We start from the raw sequence: 17,739 nt of genomic DNA, 5'->3' as shown, positions 1-17,739 counted from the left end.
TACTCACGTGTGCGGAGGCTAGTATGTCGCGGATGAGCGACAGTCCCAGCATGATCGATCTCTTCGCGGGATGCGGCGGCATGACCGTCGGCTTCCACGCGGAGGGTTACCGTCCCGCGCTCGCCGTCGAATGGGACCTGGCGGCTGCCGCCACGTACGCGGCCAACTTCGGAGAGTCACACACTCACTGGGGAGACATCGCTGAGGTCACGGAGGAGAGGATCCCGCAGGCCGACGTGATCATCGGCGGACCTCCGTGCCAGGGCTTCTCAAACCTGGGCAGCAAGGACGTGGACGATCCTCGGAACAAGCTCTGGAAGGAATACCTGCGGTTCGTAGTGACGGCTCGACCACAGGTCTTCGTCATCGAGAATGTCGAGCGGTTTTCAAAAAGCAGCGAGTTCCAGCTTCTGCTCGACGAGGCCGACCACGGCATCATCAAGGAGTACCAACTCACCCCCGGGGTCCTGCTCGCCGCGGACTACGGTGTAGCGCAACGTCGTCCACGCACCATCGTGATCGGCTCGCGAGTCGGTAAGATCCCCCTCCCGTCACCGACCCATGCGAAGGCCCCGATGAACGGACTGAAGCCGTGGGAGACGGTGCGCAGCCGCATCGCAGGGCTGGACGAACGGCCGGCCACGACAGAACTGCCGCAGACGATGACGGAGTACTTCGGCCAACGCATCCGCGGGGTCTTCAAGGGAAGTGAGATCCACTTCGGGCGCAACCCCACACCGCTGTCCCTGGACCGGTACGACCACATCCCACCCGGTGGCGGCCGCTTCAACCTCCCTGACCATCTGCTGTCAAGATGCTGGCGGGAGAAGAAGACCGGGACGACGGACGTCATGGGACGCATGCGCTGGGATGCCCCCTCGTTGACCATCCGTACAGAGTTCTTCAAGCCGGAGAAGGGTCAGTACCTGCATCCGCAGTGGGACCCAGACGACCCCGCACGTCGGGTCAACCGCGTCATCACGCACTACGAGGCGTCCCTGTTGCAGGACTTCCCCAAGGAGTACCTGTGGTGCGGGTCGAAGACCGAGATCGCGAAGCAGATCGGCAACGCCGTCCCGTCAGGTCTCGCTGCGGCGATCGCTCGGCACATCAAGCCCTGGCTGACCTGACGCGGCAGCCAGCGAGCATGGCGCGTTGACCGAGGGAGGCATCGCCGGCAATCTCCGTGGATGCCATTTCCACAAGATCCGCTCTTCCTGGCTGAGGCAGCGGAGGAGCCGGCGACTCTCCGCACGCGCGCACGGCGGGTCCGACCGCCCCGTCCCACTACAAAGGGCCGACCGCGACCGGCTATCGGACCTGACGAGTTCGTCACCGACGCCAGGCCACCTACACGCGATGATGACCCCGAACTCTGGACCGTCCGAGATGCGCTCATGGAGCTGGATCCCGACGGCGTGCGAACCGGGTACGCCATCCGGGAGGCCCTTGATCAGATCTACGACGGCCAGCGCACCGGCCGCTGGGACTACACGCAGCTGCTGAAAACCGAGAAAACCCATATGGGCACACTCGTCGAGATTTGGCTTCAGCGAGAGTTTTGCTTCGAGGACGGCATCGATCTGGACTACCTGATTGCAGGCGCCGACGTCGACTGCAAATGGTCACTCAACCTGTACGAGTGGGAGATCCCCATTGAGATGTACAGGTACGGGCCGAAAATTGCGCTCGTCGTATGGGGAAACGACTACACGGCGCACTGGGCGGCTGGGCTGATACGCATTTCAGAGGAGGTTCTGAGAGAAAAGGGTAAGCAACGCGACGGCAAGCGCAAGCTCAATAATCGCGGTCGGGACCGCATCCTCTGGCTTCATCGAGAGGCCGAGCTTGTCAAGAACACCCTCTTGCACATACGTAACCCTGCGAAGCGAGACAGCATTGTCTATGCCGACGCCGGTCAGACGGCCGTCAACAATCTGTTCCGAGAACTCACCGGCGAGCTGGTCAACAGAGCAACGGTTCTGACCGCCGCACAGCAGGTTGACAGCGCGAAGCGGGTTCGTGACGCGCGTAAGCACCTCCGGCCCGATGGGATCGTAATCTTCGGCCACTACAACCCCCACCCGCGCATGGCGGCTGAACTGCATCTGCCGACACCAACCCTGGGCAGGTTTGTCAGCACACGAGTAGCTCCTTGGAGGACGGGCGACCCAGAGCCCCACACCGAAATCCAAGGGAGCAGATGGCGCCGAGCGCGCTCCTCAGACCCTGTAACGCCAGCTCCGCTGCTACCGCGCCAGTCGAGAGAACAGAGCTGAAGATGACCCACCAGGGAGCAGGGCGATGAAGATTCGCCCTGCTCCAACTGGACCGGCACGAGCCACCTGACTGCATCAGCTCGCCACCCCGTACGGATCGCCGCACACTCCCGTGCTTGATCCGAGACAGGCGGTGTGGCGACCCGGCGCGGCTTGGCGGTCAGCCGGGACTCCGTCCGGACAACCCGTGGCGGGCTTGTGGACACGCTCACCGATGGGCGGGCCGTGGAACAGCTCCACGTCATCGTCGCTGTCTGCTCCCTGCTCGCTGGTCAGGGGAGGCATCGTGGCGCAAGTCGGGATGACGGTATGCGATGTCATGAGACCTGTCCTCGCTCGGCACTGCGAGCCAAGGAGCAGGATGTGGGATCCTTCCTACATCTGATCGCCCTGAGCAGGAGCTAGCATGCCGCGTGAAATCCGCCCGCTAGAGACGCTGACATCAAATGACACCCAAGCATGGGTGAAGCAACGTGTTATCAACGTCATCCGGAGTTATCACAATGCGGCTGACGTCATCGCCGAGCCGATTCAAAACGCTGTTGACGAGGTCCTCTCCGCTGATGGGATCGGTGACGTCGGCCGGGTTCGGATCATTCTCGACACTGACGAAAACACGATTTCTGTGCGCGACAATGGGCGCGGCATCTCAAGTGAGAACATCGAGAAGTGGCTCGCTCCCGATGTTGGAAGTAAACGCGCCGACTTCCTCGCCGGCCTAGTTCGGGGCCATAAAGGTGTCGGCCTAACGTTTTTGGCTTATGGATTCAATCACTTCGAGCTTGAATCTCGCACCTTGGAGGGGGAACACTACCGACTCCGCCTGGAACACGGGCGCGCATGGGTGGAGAGCCCGGAAGACGGAACTCCCCCCGTGGGGCAGCTCGATGAGAACATCGCGGCGGGACGAATTGATGGCACCGGAACGATCGTAACCGTCAGCCTCAGCCCTCAAACAGAGCCTCGCAGTCTGAGGCACGCCTTTCCGACCGTCGATTACGCCGTCACGGCAATCCGGAATCAAACGGCGGCGGGCATCGTCGAGCCGCCTAACGTCATCAAGAAGCGCGAACTCGAAGTGACCCTCGAATACAAGGCGAAGTCCCAGACCACTACCGTCGTAATTCCTTCGGAATACCGCTATCCACACGACGGCCTGGCAGCAGGCATGAAGGTCCTCAACCTTGGCAAATGGCTCACTCAGAACAAGAATTCCGAACCCGGCGCCAAGGAGAAGAAGGCCTACCATGCCTGTTACTGGGTTTTCACTCCTGACGACCTTAAGGAACTGATCGGCGCAAGAACTGGTGAGCAGCTCGCGGAGCCGGAAGAGGTAGCCGCGTTCTTAACGGACCACCAGGTTCACGTGTATGCGCTCTTCTCTTACAGCGCGTCCTATCGGGACCAGCTAGGGGTTGCATGGAAGATCCCGGGGAACCGCAAGGCACTTCACTTCCCCAGTTTGCGGGTTGCAACGGACGGCATGATCTCGTCGTGGACGCGTGAGATTACCCTAACCCACCGCGGGTTCAACGTCGATCGGACCTGGCTGCTGTACAGCCTCCGAGGAATCGAACCAGACCTGGGTCGAAAAGATTTCCCGCCCAACGTACACGATTTCTTGAAGATCTCGGAGGAGGTAATCGCCAATAGAGTTGCCGAGCAAGCGAGGCCATTCCTCCGCGTCAGTCCGCCAAGAACCGCACCGACTCAGCCAGGATACGAGCCCCCTGCAGTCAAGGCGTTCAAGCGCCGAGAGAAGCCCCTGAGCCCTGGCGCCCTCCCCGAGTTCGGCGAAATTGCGCTGCAAACAGAGCCGCAGTCGGAGCAGGATGTCATCGCTTTGTACAACGAATTAGTTGGCATGGGCATTCTTCGCCACCTCCAACCCGTGTTCTTCAGTGGCTTCGACTTTTACGATTCGTACTTCGAGTACAAATCAGAATTGTCTCCCACTTCCGTGGCGGAGAGGTTGCCAGGGACGGACGAGCTTGATCCGCGCCACCGGGAAGGCGTAGCCGAATTTAAGCTGACTGCCGACAGCATCCTTGCGGATATTGTGGCCGGTGTTAAGCAGTGGACGGACATGACTTTTCTTGTCTGCTGGAAGATCGGCACCGACAAGAAAAGTGGAGGCGATGAGGTTACATTCGCCGAATGCGACAGTCCAATCGATCGAAGATACCATGGCGTAACCCACCTCGCACGCCTCCAGTCAGCTGGAGAAGCGACTGTATTTGTTATTGCCTTGGCAGATTTCCTCCGCATCATGGCCACCGAGGAATAGCGACGCAAGACCGAGTGCCGACTAAGGGACGGTCCTGTTCCAGACCGCCCTTAGTCGCGCTCTTGTAGGTTGGGACAGGAACACCTCCAAGGCCAGATGCCGCCGCCCGAATAGCTGGTCGGCGAGTTGCCGCCTACAAGTCGGTCGTCGCTTAGATGCCCAGCATCTGGCATGTCTGCGCTGCACAGCGTATTCAGCCTGCTGGCGCAATCCTTCATCCCGTGTGCCGTCGACCCGCCCTTCTGGGGAGCGGGCCGCCGCCCGGCCCGCCATGTCAAGCGGACCTTGACGCACGGTCGGGACGCTGGCGGGTCGGGCGGGGGTCTGCTCGGCTTGCCCGGGTCGATGGCAGGCGGGATGGCCTACCGCAACCGCCCACGGACCGCGACCCGCTGGCGGGCCCCGGCCATCCTGGAGCCGGAGCGCCCCCGCCGGAGGCGCCCTAACCGCAGCCCCGCGACCGCCGCCAGCTCGCCGACGCGGCCGGAGGGCGCTCCCCTACGCCGCGCGGGCTCATGGCCGCGCGGCCCGGCCGGCTGCCGCCCCAAACCCGACCCGGCCAACGGCCTGTCGTCATCCGGCGGCCCCTTGGGCTTCCCGCTTTCCGCGCCAGCCGAGGGCACTGGGCATGATCGCCCGGCCATCCCCCGGCCGGGCGATCATGACGCCCTATCGGCGGCGCGTGCGGCCCGTGGCGGGCCGCCTTGAAGACGTACAGAAACTTTGAACCACATCGCCGGCAGCCCGGCCGGCCCTACCTCGGCGGCTGCGTGGCTGCGTCGCCAGACTGCTCCCGCCACTGGCCGCCATCGGCCTGAACGAGCCGCCGCACCATCTGTCGAGCCTCGCCCTCGGTGTCGAACTCCCACCGCAGCACCCTGCCCGTCTCGGAATCACCGGCCCTGGCAACGACCTGCCACCGAACCTCTCGGGCAAGCCACACGTCACGGCGGGTCAGCCGTCCCCAAGTGCCGTTCCACCAGCGTGCGACCAGCTCCTTCGCCACACTCGCGATCGTACAGGTGTACGACTCTCGGCTTTCAAGGTCTAACTCTCACGCTCGTGCGCCTCGACTTGCCTAGTGCGCCTAATGCGAGAATGGCCGGGTGGAAGCTGGCCCCGACCTAACCGCGGAGTGGTGGACGACCTCCGACGTTGCTGCGTACCTCGGCGTCAAGGTGGCGACCGTCAGCAACTACCGGAAGCGGGGCCAGATGCCGGAGCCCGATACGACGGTCGGGCGCACTCACATGTGGCGCCCGAGGCGGGTCATCGAGTGGCACCAGAGCCGGCCTCGTCCTGGTGTTGGCGGTCGGCCTATCCAGGACGGCAACCCGGACGGAGTCAGCTCGCGCTGAGGGTCCGAACCTCGTCAAGGTAGGAGACGGCCTCAGGCTCCTTCGGGTAGCGATCCCGCAGAAGGGTCGCCAGCTCCTTGGAGCACATCAGCAGCGATGGCAGCGATTTGCGGTCGCCACTCAACGCCCTGCGGCCGTACGACACCGCCTGGTCGAGATCCCCGCTGCGCGCTGCCACGACCCCGAGTGTGATCCGGGCTTCCGCGTTGCGCATGGGCTTGCGTTCGGTCCCGTCCGGGTCCGTGGACGAACGGATGACCTCACGGGCGTACATCTCCGCGAGACGGTCCTCACCGGCGATCCGGTAGCAGTCCATCGCGTAGAAGTCGAACTTCGCTGGGTCCACCACGAAGTGATGGTCGGTGTCCTCCGGGTACGGCAACGATTCCAGCAGGGTTCGGCCCCTGTCTAGCGCTGTTTCCACCTGCCGCCTGTCGCCGAGCCGAGCCCATGCCTTAGCGCGCTGCGCCGTCAACTGGACCGCCGCGCCGTCGCGAGCTGCTATTGCCTCGCCGGCTTCGGCGGCTGCGATGACGCCTCGGTAGTCGCCTTGGGTGAGCGCATACCAGGCACGCATCTCGTAGGCCCACCCAGAGATGGCAGCATTTCCCGCTTCGTTGCCCAGCGTCAAGGCGGCCTTGCGGGTGCCCTCGGCAATGCGGCGTAGCCCCATATCGTACTCCACACAGCCAACCAGCAGCGCCACCCATCCTGCGAGACTTAGCACCTCCTGGTGCTGGGCAAGAGTCAGCCGACGATCCATCAAAGCAGTGATCCGGCGAAGCCAAGCCCGGCCCTCCACCCGAAGCTGTTCCGATTCCATGTAGGGGTATTCGCAGCAGAGCCGATCGGCAGTGATTCGGAGTGCTTCCAACGTGGCTGTCGATACATCAGAGCTGCGTAGGCGTGCCAGAATCTCGACAGTCTCCATGCCGGTGCCAGCAATCAGCGCCGCGTCAGCCTCATGAGGTGTCGCGGGCGGGAAGAATGCGGCAGTCACGGTGCCGAACGTTTTCGCAATCAGCGCCTTGTAGAAGCCGTCAGGCTCGGAGCTTCCCGCCTCCCACCGCTTCCAGTTCCGTAGCAGCGTGCTATCGGTCGGAAGCTGCTCGGCGGCGTGCACTCGCATCGCCCGGACGGCCTCTCCCTGTGACCACCCCCGGGCAGTGCGCTCAGCCCTGAGCCTGGTCGCCCAGACGGGTCGGTCGAGGTCCGCAGCCACGTCAGCCATACCGCCAGTATCGCCCCGATCGCGGGGACATGGCGAGGGGACTTGGACCTGTCACCGCAGTGACACCTGTCGTTCTACCGCAGCGAAAGAGATCGTTGTATGTGCCAGCGAAACGCCGAACCGATTCCATCAAGGGTCTGGCGTAGTACCAACTCAGTTGGTACTTTGATGGCAAGGCAGTCATCCAACAAGGGATGCGCCTAGACACAGGAGGTTTGTTGTGAAGCTGTACGTGGACACCGCGAGCAAGCAGGTCCAGGTGACGAAGGACCCGGAGCCGAAGAACGACCAGAACGGTAACCAGCGGTCGGAGAAGAACACTGGCCGGCTCATGTGGTCGACCCAGGTCTTCGTTCTCGACGAGACCGGCGGCGAGATCATCACCATCACCACGGCGGGTGAGAAGCCGAGCGTGACGGTGGGGCAGCTCGTCGCTGTCGAGCAGTTGGAGGCCATTCCGTGGGCGACCAACGGGCGCAACGGCGTCGCGTTCCGTGCCGTGTCGCTGAAGCCGAAGGCTGGCACCTCGGCGGCGAAGTAGATTCCTCGTTCCACCTGCAACTGTGTGAGCTTCTGGTGTCTGACGCGCATCGCGCGTGAAGCGGCCTGAGTCCGCTGTATCTGTTCCGATCTGGTCCGGGAGCGTTTCTGGCTCCTACTCTCCCGGCCCTGGCAACCCGTGGTTGCCGTTCTCGAAAGTGTGGCGCGGGGTCGGTACTGGCTCCTACACCTGCCGGCCCCGTCTGCCCTTCCAACCTGTCTGCCCTCAACGTAGGGAGTGGTTGTCATGCCCGTTTCCGCCATCGTGTTCGCCGTCGTCGCGGCGACCCTCTACGCCGGTCACCAGGTGGCCGATCACGTGTTCGGCCAGTCCGACAAGCAGGCCGCGCACAAGGCCGCGCCCGGCTGGCACGGCTGGAAGCACCTGCTCGGCCACGTCGTGGCCTACCACCTCGTGGTGATCGTCATGCTGACGGTCACCATCGCCGCGCTCGATCTGCCCGTCACCGCCGGCGGCATGGCTGCCGGGTTGGGCTTCTCCGCGATCAGTCACGCGTTCCTCGACCGGCGCTGGCCGGTGCGCTGGCTACTCACCCACACCGCAAGCGCCGACTTCGCCGACCGGCAGGCCCCGATCTGCGGCATGTACCTGGCCGATCAGTCCCTGCACGCGGCGTGCCTGTGGGTGTCCGCGCTGCTCATCGCCTGCCTGTAGAAACCCCATCCCTGAGAACCGGAAGGAGCCCGTCATGGGCCGCACGTACCTGTTCAGCGAGGACGCCAACGGCCGCGTCCGTGAGGTCAAGGTCGACCCGAAGCACCTCGACAAGCAGCTCCGGGAGGAACGCGCCGCCGGGCGCACCCCCACCGTCCTCGACGAGGACGAGCGCATCCGCTTCGGACAACTCACCAACGACCTGAACAACCGCCGCTGACCTGACCGGCGGACAGGAAAACGAGCGCGGGGCCGGTACTGGCTCCTACACCTGCCGACCCCGCTCTCTCCAACCCATCCAGCCCAATCACTTGGGAGGACGTGTCGTGTCCAAGTCTAGCCCTCGCCGCTCCTTCGGACGGAAGGCCAACGGCACCATCACCGTCATCGAGGCCAAGGTCCACCGGTCCTCGGCCCGCAACGCCCGGTTGGCGTTCATCCTCACGGCGGTCATCGTCGGCCTTCTGTCGGCCGTGGTGGCCGCTTCCTCCATCCACCCCATCCTCGCCGTCTTCGTCGGCGCCCTCATCGGGGTTCCCCTCGGCGGCCTGGCCTGGCTGCTCGTGCGCATCTGGCCGGTCCTGCGGCTGCTGTGGTGGTGGACCCCCGAAATCGGGATCACCACCGCCCTTGGTGCCGCCTGGGTGCATCTGGTCAACCACACCTCAACCCCGATCACCCTGCTGGTGGTCGCCCTGGTCGTCGGCGTCCCCGCCGGCCTGCCGGTGTCCCGCCGGTTCCTGGCCGCCTGGACCTGGTGCCTCGTGGTGCGGCACCGGCTGCGCGTGTGCTTCGCGCAGTTCATCATCGCCAACCAGTCCGGCAGCCTGCCGCTCATCCTCTGGGCCAAGCCCACCCCCGTCGGCGAACGGGTCTGGGTCTACCTGCGCCCCGGCCTGTCCCTGGCCGACCTGGAAGGCCGCCTCGACCGCATCGCCGTGGCCTGCCACGCCTCCACCGCGCTGATCGAGCGGGCCTCCGACCGTAACGCCGCCTACCTGCGGTTCGACATCAAACGCCGCGAGGTTCTCACCGCCCAGGTCGGTTCCCCGCTCGTCGACGTCATCGACCCCGACACCCCGGCAACCGAGCGGATCCCGGCCACCGTGCCCACCGCCCTGGACCTGCCCGACATCGACGCCCCCACCGTCACCCTGCCCACCCAGGGCAGACCGGCCGCCAAGAAGCCGCCGGCCACGACCGCCAACGGCAGCAAGCCCGCGGCTTCCACCGCCAGTGACGTCGACGACGTCTCCGACTGGATCTGACCTTCACCCAACCCGGTCGCGGAGAGCCCTGCGGGGTTCGTTCGTGTGGCTCTCCGCGCCCACACCTCGCCCAAGGAGGGCAACCATGACCACCACACCCGCCCCGACGTCGGGGGTTCCGGTGGGGCCTGGCCTGTCGATGTTCGACCCCATGTTCGTCGGCATCGACGAGTTCGGTCACCCCGTCTACATCACCCTCGCCTACCGCAACCTCCTCGCCGGCGGCGAACCCGGCGGAGGCAAGTCCGGTCTCCTCAACACCATCGCGGCTCACGCCGCGCTGTCCGTCGACAGCCGCCTGGTGCTGCTGGACGGCAAGCTCGTCGAACTCGGCCAGTGGGAGGACTGCGCCGACGCGTTCATCGGCCCCGACATCACCGCCGCCCTCGACATCCTCCGCCGCCTCCAATTGGTGATGAACAACCGCTACGCCTGGCTGCGCGCCCACGGCCGCCGCAAACTCACCGCCGCCGACGGCCTGTCCGTCATCACCGTCCTCGTCGACGAAATCGCCTACTACTCCGCCACCGTCGGCACCAAGCAAGAACAGGAAGAGTTCGTCGCTCTCCTGCGCGACCTGGTCGCCCGTGGCCGTGCCGCCGGCATCCCGGTAGTGGCCGCAACGCAGCGGCCGTCGTTCGACATCATCCCCACCTCGCTGCGGGACCTGTTCGGCTACCGGGCCGCGTTCCGCTGCACCACGCCGAACACCTCCAACATCGTGCTCGGGCACGGCTGGGCCGAGCAGGGCTACACGGCCACCGACATCGCCCCCACCAACCAGGGCGCCGCCTACCTCATCGCCGAAGGCGGCACCCCGAAGCGCATCAAGGTCGCCTACCTCACCGACGCCCAGATCGCGGGCATCGCCGACTACGCCGCCTGGATCCGCCGCCCCCGCCCGTTACCGACCCTGATCCCGGACCTGACCCGGGTGGATTTCGAGGTGGCGGCATGACCACCCGCGAACAGGCCTACGCCAAGGCCAACCAGCAGCGTGCCGCCCAGTACGTCGAGATCTGGATCGTCGCCCAACCCGGCGAGATCGCCTCAATGGTCCAGGTCGCCTCGGCCAGCGGCCGACTCGTCTACCTCGGCTCACCCCACCCGGTGGGCGGCGACGACACCCGCCAACGCCGCTACCTGCGGCTCCGCACCCGATAGCAGTCGACGGAACCGGCCTCAGCCGTGGAAAGCAGTCCGGTTCCGCCGACCTCCACCAACAGCCCCGAAAGGACGTGGCTGCCATGAAGGCTACCCAACACCCGACCACCGCAGCTCAGGTCACACCCGCTGACCTGCTGCGGATGGCTGTCCTCTACCTCCGCCGGCACGGCTGGCACCAGGGCACCTACTACGCACCCACCACCGACACCCCCACCCCGGCGGCCTGCGCCGTCGGGGCCATCGGCATGGCCTGCGCGGGACACCCGGTCAAGCACTTCTCCGACCTGCGCACCGACGACCGGCCCACCTACCTCGACGCGATCGCGGCCCTGACCGACTACCTCGACCAGCACTACCCCATCCACCTCGTCGACGACGACGGCTACTGGCTCGACGAACACACCTCCCCCTACTCCTGGAACGACGACCCGGCCTGCACCGCAGAGCACGTCATCGCCGCCCTCGAAGGCGCGGCAAAGGAATGGGATCGCCTCCACACCCAGGAAGGCGGAAACCGATGAACACCGTCAAGAAGACCTTGACACCGCATCTGCCCCGGCAGCGGCGCCGGGACGTCGTCGAGAACGACGCCTTCGCCGCCTTCGCCCGGCGCATCATCCGCGCCCACGGCCGCCGCGTCGCTGACGGCGACGTCGAAGCCCTCCGCGACCTCGTCGCCCTCTCCACCGACCTCGACCGCGCCATCACCGACGCCGTCGTCGGCCTACGCCGGTTCGGCTACTCCTGGGCCGAGATCGGTCAGCGTCTCGGCATCTCGCGGCAGGCCGCCCAGCAGCGCTGGGGAGACCGGCCGTGACCACCTTCACCTACGACCCGGCCAACCCCGCCGAGGAATTCCCCACCTACCCGTTCCGGCTCGCCCCGGACGGGCTGGCCACCCGCCGACAGTTGCGCGCCGCCGGACTCCGGCCCGGAGGGCATCACGCGGTCGCGCAGATCCTCTGGCGTCGCGGTAAGCGCGTCGCCTACCTCTACCGCCTCGACCTCGCCGCACCCAAACGCATCGCCACCCCCGCCCAGCGGGAGGCCATCGCCAAAGCCCTGCTCGCCCGACGGACCTGCCGCGACTGCGGCCAGGTCAAGCCCTACTACATCCCCCGCCGCTACGGCTGCTGCCTCGACTGCCACGGAGGCCACTGATGACCACCACCGCCGTCAACTTCGCCGCGCAGGAGCGGATGACCCCGGACGACTACGTCGTCACCGCCATCGCCCGGGACTTCGCCGCCCGAGGCGAACTGTCCTTCGAACGGTTCCTGTCCGGCTACTACGCCGAAAGCCTGCGCATCATCCACGACGCCCACCTCACCCAGTGCACCGCCGGACCCGAGCAGCACTGCCCCACCTGCAACGGCATCCGCGTCGGCCTCGCCGGACTCGCGGCCGAACAGCGTGCCGTCACCACCGGGCAGGTGCCCCATGACCACTGACCGACCCACCGGTCCGCGTATTGAGGGCCTGGTCCTGGTGCTCATCCTCATCGCCGTCGCCGGATTCGCCGGTGCCGCTTCCTTCACCCACGTCAAAGACTGGACCCTCGCCAACTCCCCGGCGGGGACGGGCGCGTGGTTCGGCTGGGCGAATGCCGTCATCTCCGAGCTGGTCCCTATCGCCTGTCTGCTGACCATCCGCCGACGCCGCCGCACCGGCGCGCCCATCGGCTACCCGCTGTTCCTGCTCATCGCCGCCGCCAGCCTCTCCCTCGCCGCACAACTCGCGGTCGCCAAACCCGGCATCTCCGGCTGGCTCCTGTCCGCCGTCCCGGCCCTGGCGTTCATGGCCCTGGTCAAACTCGTCCTCGCCCCCGCTCCGACGGGGCAGAGCAGCACTGCGCCGGCCGAACCCATCCGCGTCCAGGTGGCCGAGCAGGTCACCACGGAGCCGGTACCACCGGCCGCCATCACCCCGGCCGCCGAGCCGGAACCCGTCACCAAACCGACCATTGCGCCGGAACCCGTCTCCGCACCGGCCGAGCCGGTCGACGTCCCTGTCCCCTCTCATCTGCTGCCAATGGCCCGGTTTGCCGCCGTGCAGCACGAACAGGCCACCGGCCAACCCATCACCCCGGCCGAGCTGGCCGACCGCCTCGACGTCACCCCACCCGTCGCCGGACAACTCCTGACCACCATCAGTGGTGGTGCCCGGTGAGCATCCACACTGTCGACGTCGTGCAGCTCCTGCACACCTGCCCGGCCGAGCCGGAGCCCCACCCCTACGACATCCGCCGGACCGTCATCGACGTCATCGACGGCGGGCCCTGCCGCAACCCGGTCACCATCCGCTGCGGCGACATTGTCACGCAGATCCCGTGCCGACGGCACGAACCGACCAAGCGCCAGTGCGGTGCCTGCCGGATCATCGTCATCGAACGCACCATCACCAACCTGCACCCCGTTGGGGTGGCCGGTTGATGGCCTCGACGCTGGACCTCACCCCCCGCGCCTCCGTGGCCCGGGGGGTGGGCTCGAACGCCGATGTCCCACCCGTCTACAGCTGGACCGCTGCCGGGGCCGCGTTCGAACGCGCCACCCGACCCGACTACTACGGCTGGCTCGAACACGTCCGCGCCGCCGCCGGCTGCACGCGTCCCATCCGCCTCGCCGGGCAGATCCTGACCGTCGAGCAGGCCACCGGCCGGGTCCTGGACTCCCGGCACACCGACGCCATGCCCGACGCCGCCATCTACACCGCCTGCGGCAACCGCCGCGCCACCGTCTGCCCCGCCTGCGCCCAGACCTACCAACGCGACGCCTTCCAGCTCCTGCGGGCGGGTTTGGTCGGCGGCAAAGGCGTGCCGGAGTCCGTGGCGTCGCATCCGGCGGTGTTCGCGACGTTCACCGCGCCGTCGTTCGGCACCGTCCACGCCCGGGTCGTGAGGCGGCACACCTGCCGCAACCGACGCCGCTGCGACTGCCGCGCCGAACCCTGCCACGCCCGCCGCGACACCGGACTCTGCCCCCATGGCCGACACGCCGTCTGCTGGGCACGCCACGAAACCGGCGACACCACGCTCGGGCATCCGCTGTGCCTGGACTGCTACGACCACGACCACCAAGTCGTCTGGAACATCTTCTCCGGCGAACTCTGGCACCGCACGAAGCAAGCCGCCGAACGCTGGCTCGCGAAACTCGCCCAACGCCGCGGCGTCCCTCGCGTCGAGGTGGTCACGGCCTCCGGCAAGACGCGCAAGGTCGCCCCGGTGCGGCTGTCGCCCGGGAAGGTCGCCGAACTGCAAGCGCGGGGAGCGGTGCACTTCCACGCCATCGCCCGCCTCGACGGCGTCGACCCCACCGACCCGCAAGCGATCGTCCCCCCGCCGGCCGGGTTCACCGTCGACGACCTCATCGACGCGCTGCGCCACGCCGCCCGGCAGATCGCCTTCCACACCCCGCCCCACCCCGACCGGCCCGACGGATGGCCCATCGCCTGGGGCAACCAAGTCGACCTGGAACCGATCGCCACCGACGGCTCCGGGGAGGTCACCGATGGCATGGTCGCGGGCTACCTTGCCAAGTACGCCACCAAAAGCACCGAGGCCACCGGGCACACCTCCACCCGCCTGACCGCCGACACCATCGGCGACTACGCCGACCCCGACGGCGACCACACCGCCCGCCTCATCGACGCCTGCTGGCGCATCGGCCGACCCATCACCACCCCGGCCCCACTAGCCGACCGGCCCCGGGAACCCCGACCACGGCCCGGCTTCGTCCACCGCTGGGAATGCCCCGACTGCGGCACCCACACCCGCTACCCCGCCTGCCCCACCTGCACCGCCGCGCGTCAAGCCGCCCTTGACACCCAACCGACGAAACCAGCAACGGCCAACCCTTACACCCGGCTACGCCGATGGGCGCACATGCTCGGCTACGGCGGCCACTTCCTCACCAAAGCCCGCCGCTACTCGGTCACCTTCCGGCTCCTGCGCGACACCCGCGTCGCCTTCCGGCGCCACGAGCACCAGGACCACAACCACCCCGATGCCAGCGGACCGCCCGCCGAGCAGGTCGACGAGGACACGACGCTCATCGTCGGCACCCTCACCTTCGCCGGAGTCGGCTGGCACACCTCGGGTGACGCGCTCCTCGCCAACACCGCCGCCGCTATGGCACGCGAGCGACGAACCACCGGCCGCGAAGAACTCGCCCACGAACTCGCCACTACCTCGGCCGGTATCGCGCCGGCCGCCGCTTGATCCCGACAGACCGAGGAGGTCACCCGTCATGAGCACCACCGCCCACCCCAATCCGGTCGTCCGGCTCGTCCCTCGTACCGGGACCGTCGTCGTCGAGCCGGTCACCTACACCGTCCGCGAGGTCGCCAAGCTCCTCGGCATCTCGCTGGGCAGCACCTACGCCCTCGTCCGCGACGGCACCATCCCGGCGACCCGCCTCGGGGGCCGCTGGCTGATCCCGCGTGCCCGGTTCCACGCCTGGCTCGACGGCGTCACCGAACAGCCCGCCGCCACCGGCACCGAGCATGGCCGGAGGCGCTGATGGGTTTCGTCCGCAAGACTCCGGCCGGTACCTTCCGCGCCTGCTGGCGTGATCCTGCCGGTGGGCAGAAGTCCAAGAGCTTCCGCACGAAGCGGGAGGCCAATGCCTTCCTCGCCGAGGTCGAGGGAAGCCTCAATCGGGGCACCTATGTGAACCCGCACGCCGGTCGTACCCGTTTCGGTGACTTCGCTTCGCAGTGGCTCGCCACCCGGGCGGTCGAGGCCCGTACGACTGAGCGGACTGTCTCCATGCTTCGCACGCACGTCCTGCCGAAGTGGGGTGACTGGCCGCTCGGGAAGGTTGACTTCATGTCGGTGCAGGAGTGGGTGACCGGTCTCGGTCGGGATCTCGCGCCCGCCACCGTGGCCAAGTCCTACCAACTGCTGTCGATGATCCTCAAGACGGCGGTGCAGGCACGGCTGATCGCCACCAACCCCGCCGAGGGGGTGAAGCTGCCGCGTGATCGGTCCCGCGACGTCAAGCCGGTGACGATCAGTCGGGAGGACTTCTTCGGTCGGCTGCTTCCGGCGGTCCCACCTCGGCATCGGGGGATCGTCTCCGCTGCCGCTGGGGCCGGTCTTCGCTGGGGGGAGTGCGCCGGCCTGACGTGGTCGTCGGTGGACCTCGACCGGGCATCGCTGCGCGTCGTCCAAGTGGCCGAGGAGACGCACGGCGGGATCGTGCTGCGCCCGTACCCGAAGAGTCGCGCCGGGGTCCGGACCGTGCCGCTACCGTCCTTCCTCCTGGCCGCGCTCCGCGAGCTGCACACCGCCGCCGACGATCCCGACCCGCGAGCCCTGGTCTTCCGCGACCGGGTCGGCCGGCCACTCCGACGCTCGAACTTCCGGCGCCGGGTGTGGCTGCCGTCGCTGGTCCGCGCCGGGCTGCTCGGCCAGGTCGTCAACACCGGCCCCCACCGGTACCGCGCGACCTGGCCGGACCGGGAGGGCATCGAGTGGTCGGCCGAGTTCACCACCGAGCGGGAGGCCGTCGCCTGCGTGGCGGCCAAGGCTTCCGGCGGGATGCGCTTCCACGATCTGCGGCACGCCTACGCCACCTGGCTGGTCACCGACGGCGTTCCGATCAACCTCGTGCAGCGGGTCATGGGTCACGAACAGGCGTCGACGACGCTCAACCGCTACACCCACACCCCGGACGACTACGCCGCCCGCGTCCTGGAGGCGTTCAACGGCTCTGCTGCCTCTCTGCTGCCTCCGACCGGAGAAACGCCCTCGGGGAGCCTGCTCGACGGGGACGGAGATGACCTGTGATCTGCGGCGGAACGCTCACGGCGCAAAGGGACGACCCCCGTCGGGGGGAGACGGGGGTCGTCTTGTGGTTCGGCTCCGGGGGGGTCGAGCCGAACCGACTCAGCGGTTACGGGGGGTGCAACCGCCGAGGCCCATCGACGCCGGGTATGCGAACTCCCGTCGCGAGGACAAGCATGCCGCAGTCGACCCTTATACGTCGAGTGTTGTTCACTCCACGCAAAGCTAAATTCATCGATAGCTACCTGTGACCACCGTCACTCCGCCGGGTGCTCGTCGGCTTTCGCGACCCGGGCGGACGCCTCGACGCCTCCGGTCGGGCTAGACTTTCGCGCCGTGGGCCGTAGCGCCGCTTTCTTCGATCTCGACAAGACCGTCATCGCCAAGTCGAGCGCCCTGGCGTTCGGTCGGCCGTTCTACCGGGACGGGCTGATCACTCGGCGTGACGTGGTCAAGTCGGCGTACGCGCAGTTGATGTTCCGGCTGGGCGGCACCGACGAGCAGACCATGGCCCGCACCCGGGACTACCTCGCCACGCTCTGCAAGGGCTGGCCGGTGGAACAGGTCCGCCAGATCGTCGCGGAGACACTCCACGAACTGATCAACCCCTATGTGTACGCCGAGGCGGCCGCCCTCATCGAGGAGCACCAGGCCGCCGGGCGGGACGTGGTGCTGGTCTCCGCGTCCGGCGACGAGATGGTCCGGCCGATCGGTGAGCTGCTCGGGATCACCGACGTGATCGCCACCCGGATGGGCGTGGTGGACGGCCGCTACAGCGGAGAGGTCGAGTTCTACGCCGCCGGCCCGAGCAAGGTCGAGGCGGTCAGCGAACTGGCCCTGGAGCGCGACTACGACCTGGCCGACTCGTACGCGTACTCCGACTCGTACTCCGATCGGCCTCTGCTGGAGTGCGTGGGGCATCCGACGGTGGTCAACCCGGACCGGGCGCTGCGCAAGCTGGCGCTGGAGAACGCGTGGCCGGTGCTGGAGTTCCGGCACCCGATCCCGCTGGGCCGCCGGCTGCGCGAGCGGCCGGCGGTGCCGGTCGCGGCGGCGGCACTCGGCGTGGGCGTCGGCGTGGCCATCGGCATCGCCTGGTACGGCCGGCACCGCCGCACCCGCGCCGCCGCACCCACCGCCTGACGCCT

At 67.2% G+C, this 17,739-nt stretch carries 22 protein-coding genes; 20 read left to right on the top strand and 2 right to left on the bottom strand.

Features of this window, described 5'->3' with window-relative positions; genetic code table 11:
* The first annotated feature begins 32 nt into the window (after positions 1–32).
* The 3 genes from O7611_RS30720 to O7611_RS30710 all read left to right on the top strand — a co-directional run bounded on the left by O7611_RS30720 (position 33) and on the right by O7611_RS30710 (position 4,566).
* The gene (locus O7611_RS30720; protein ID WP_269695942.1) at positions 33–1,130 is read left to right on the top strand and encodes a DNA cytosine methyltransferase; all 1,098 of its coding nucleotides are present in this window, start codon (positions 33–35) and stop codon (positions 1,128–1,130) included.
* 60 nt (positions 1,131–1,190) lie between these two features.
* On the top strand, positions 1,191–2,279 hold the full coding sequence (locus O7611_RS30715) for a NaeI family type II restriction endonuclease (RefSeq protein WP_269695941.1): 1,089 nt from the start codon (positions 1,191–1,193) through the stop codon (positions 2,277–2,279).
* 406 nt (positions 2,280–2,685) lie between these two features.
* Positions 2,686–4,566, top strand: coding sequence for an ATP-binding protein (locus tag O7611_RS30710; protein WP_269695940.1), 1,881 nt, complete (start codon positions 2,686–2,688; stop codon positions 4,564–4,566).
* Positions 4,567–5,320: 754 nt separating this feature from the next.
* Here O7611_RS30710 and O7611_RS30705 read toward each other — a convergent pair.
* The gene (locus tag O7611_RS30705; protein ID WP_269695939.1) at positions 5,321–5,572 is read right to left on the bottom strand and encodes a hypothetical protein; all 252 of its coding nucleotides are present in this window, start codon (positions 5,570–5,572) and stop codon (positions 5,321–5,323) included.
* Between the two features lie 100 nt (positions 5,573–5,672).
* On the opposite strand from O7611_RS30705, the gene O7611_RS32035 reads away from it, so the two are divergent.
* Complete coding sequence (locus O7611_RS32035) at positions 5,673–5,924, top strand: helix-turn-helix transcriptional regulator (protein WP_194802123.1); 252 nt, start codon at positions 5,673–5,675, stop codon at positions 5,922–5,924.
* On the opposite strand, the gene O7611_RS30700 is transcribed toward O7611_RS32035, so the two are convergent.
* Positions 5,911–7,155 carry an XRE family transcriptional regulator gene (locus tag O7611_RS30700; RefSeq protein WP_228532556.1) on the bottom strand — a complete coding sequence of 415 codons (1,245 nt, stop codon included), beginning with the start codon at positions 7,153–7,155 and terminating at the stop codon, positions 5,911–5,913. The two genes, O7611_RS32035 and O7611_RS30700, sit on opposite strands and share 14 nt — an antisense overlap.
* A 220-nt stretch (positions 7,156–7,375) precedes the next feature.
* On the opposite strand from O7611_RS30700, the gene O7611_RS30695 reads away from it, so the two are divergent.
* From O7611_RS30695 to O7611_RS30620, 16 genes are all read left to right on the top strand, one after another.
* The gene (locus tag O7611_RS30695) at positions 7,376–7,696 is read left to right on the top strand and encodes a hypothetical protein (protein WP_030500671.1); all 321 of its coding nucleotides are present in this window, start codon (positions 7,376–7,378) and stop codon (positions 7,694–7,696) included.
* A gap of 246 nt (positions 7,697–7,942) precedes the next feature.
* Positions 7,943–8,371: a DUF3307 domain-containing protein gene (locus O7611_RS30690; RefSeq protein ID WP_269695938.1), complete on the top strand. Its 429-nt coding sequence runs from the start codon at positions 7,943–7,945 to the stop codon at positions 8,369–8,371.
* 34 nt (positions 8,372–8,405) lie between these two features.
* Positions 8,406–8,591 (top strand): hypothetical protein, encoded by a 186-nt coding sequence (locus O7611_RS30685; RefSeq protein ID WP_194802121.1) that lies wholly within the window; start codon positions 8,406–8,408, stop codon positions 8,589–8,591.
* Positions 8,592–8,697: 106 nt separating this feature from the next.
* A complete protein-coding gene (locus O7611_RS30680; protein WP_269695936.1) occupies positions 8,698–9,639 on the top strand; it encodes a hypothetical protein in 942 nt (313 codons plus the stop codon).
* A gap of 85 nt (positions 9,640–9,724) precedes the next feature.
* A complete protein-coding gene (locus tag O7611_RS30675) occupies positions 9,725–10,597 on the top strand; it encodes an FtsK/SpoIIIE domain-containing protein (RefSeq protein WP_269695935.1) in 873 nt (290 codons plus the stop codon).
* Positions 10,594–10,803, top strand: a complete 210-nt coding sequence (locus tag O7611_RS30670) for a hypothetical protein (protein ID WP_269695934.1) — start codon at positions 10,594–10,596, stop codon at positions 10,801–10,803. The genes O7611_RS30675 and O7611_RS30670 overlap by 4 nt, the downstream gene beginning before the upstream one ends.
* Positions 10,804–10,886: 83 nt before the next feature.
* Complete coding sequence (locus O7611_RS30665; protein WP_269695933.1) at positions 10,887–11,327, top strand: DUF6197 family protein; 441 nt, start codon at positions 10,887–10,889, stop codon at positions 11,325–11,327.
* Positions 11,324–11,623 (top strand): hypothetical protein, encoded by a 300-nt coding sequence (locus O7611_RS30660; protein WP_269695932.1) that lies wholly within the window; start codon positions 11,324–11,326, stop codon positions 11,621–11,623. The genes O7611_RS30665 and O7611_RS30660 overlap by 4 nt, the downstream gene beginning before the upstream one ends.
* Positions 11,620–11,967 (top strand): RRQRL motif-containing zinc-binding protein, encoded by a 348-nt coding sequence (locus O7611_RS30655; RefSeq protein WP_269695931.1) that lies wholly within the window; start codon positions 11,620–11,622, stop codon positions 11,965–11,967. The genes O7611_RS30660 and O7611_RS30655 overlap by 4 nt, the downstream gene beginning before the upstream one ends.
* Positions 11,967–12,257: a hypothetical protein gene (locus O7611_RS30650; RefSeq protein ID WP_269695930.1), complete on the top strand. Its 291-nt coding sequence runs from the start codon at positions 11,967–11,969 to the stop codon at positions 12,255–12,257. The genes O7611_RS30655 and O7611_RS30650 overlap by 1 nt, the downstream gene beginning before the upstream one ends.
* The gene (locus O7611_RS30645; protein ID WP_269695929.1) at positions 12,247–12,975 is read left to right on the top strand and encodes a hypothetical protein; all 729 of its coding nucleotides are present in this window, start codon (positions 12,247–12,249) and stop codon (positions 12,973–12,975) included. Before O7611_RS30650 ends, O7611_RS30645 begins: the two co-directional genes overlap by 11 nt.
* The gene (locus tag O7611_RS30640) at positions 12,972–13,238 is read left to right on the top strand and encodes a hypothetical protein (RefSeq protein ID WP_269695928.1); all 267 of its coding nucleotides are present in this window, start codon (positions 12,972–12,974) and stop codon (positions 13,236–13,238) included. The genes O7611_RS30645 and O7611_RS30640 overlap by 4 nt, the downstream gene beginning before the upstream one ends.
* The gene (locus tag O7611_RS30635; RefSeq protein WP_269695927.1) at positions 13,238–15,022 is read left to right on the top strand and encodes a replication initiator; all 1,785 of its coding nucleotides are present in this window, start codon (positions 13,238–13,240) and stop codon (positions 15,020–15,022) included. Before O7611_RS30640 ends, O7611_RS30635 begins: the two co-directional genes overlap by 1 nt.
* 28 nt (positions 15,023–15,050) lie before the next feature.
* A complete protein-coding gene (locus tag O7611_RS30630) occupies positions 15,051–15,323 on the top strand; it encodes a helix-turn-helix domain-containing protein (RefSeq protein WP_269695925.1) in 273 nt (90 codons plus the stop codon).
* On the top strand, positions 15,323–16,594 hold the full coding sequence (locus tag O7611_RS30625; RefSeq protein WP_269698031.1) for a tyrosine-type recombinase/integrase: 1,272 nt from the start codon (positions 15,323–15,325) through the stop codon (positions 16,592–16,594). The genes O7611_RS30630 and O7611_RS30625 overlap by 1 nt, the downstream gene beginning before the upstream one ends.
* Positions 16,595–16,927: 333 nt before the next feature.
* On the top strand, positions 16,928–17,734 hold the full coding sequence (locus O7611_RS30620) for an HAD family hydrolase (RefSeq protein WP_194802015.1): 807 nt from the start codon (positions 16,928–16,930) through the stop codon (positions 17,732–17,734).
* The last annotated feature ends 5 nt before the right edge of the window (positions 17,735–17,739 follow it).

Source organism: Micromonospora sp. WMMC273 (assembly GCF_027460285.1).
GTDB lineage: Bacteria > Actinomycetota > Actinomycetes > Mycobacteriales > Micromonosporaceae > Micromonospora > Micromonospora aurantiaca.
Note: the sequence above shows the minus strand (reverse complement) of the source record. Positions and strands in the feature narration are given on the sequence as shown.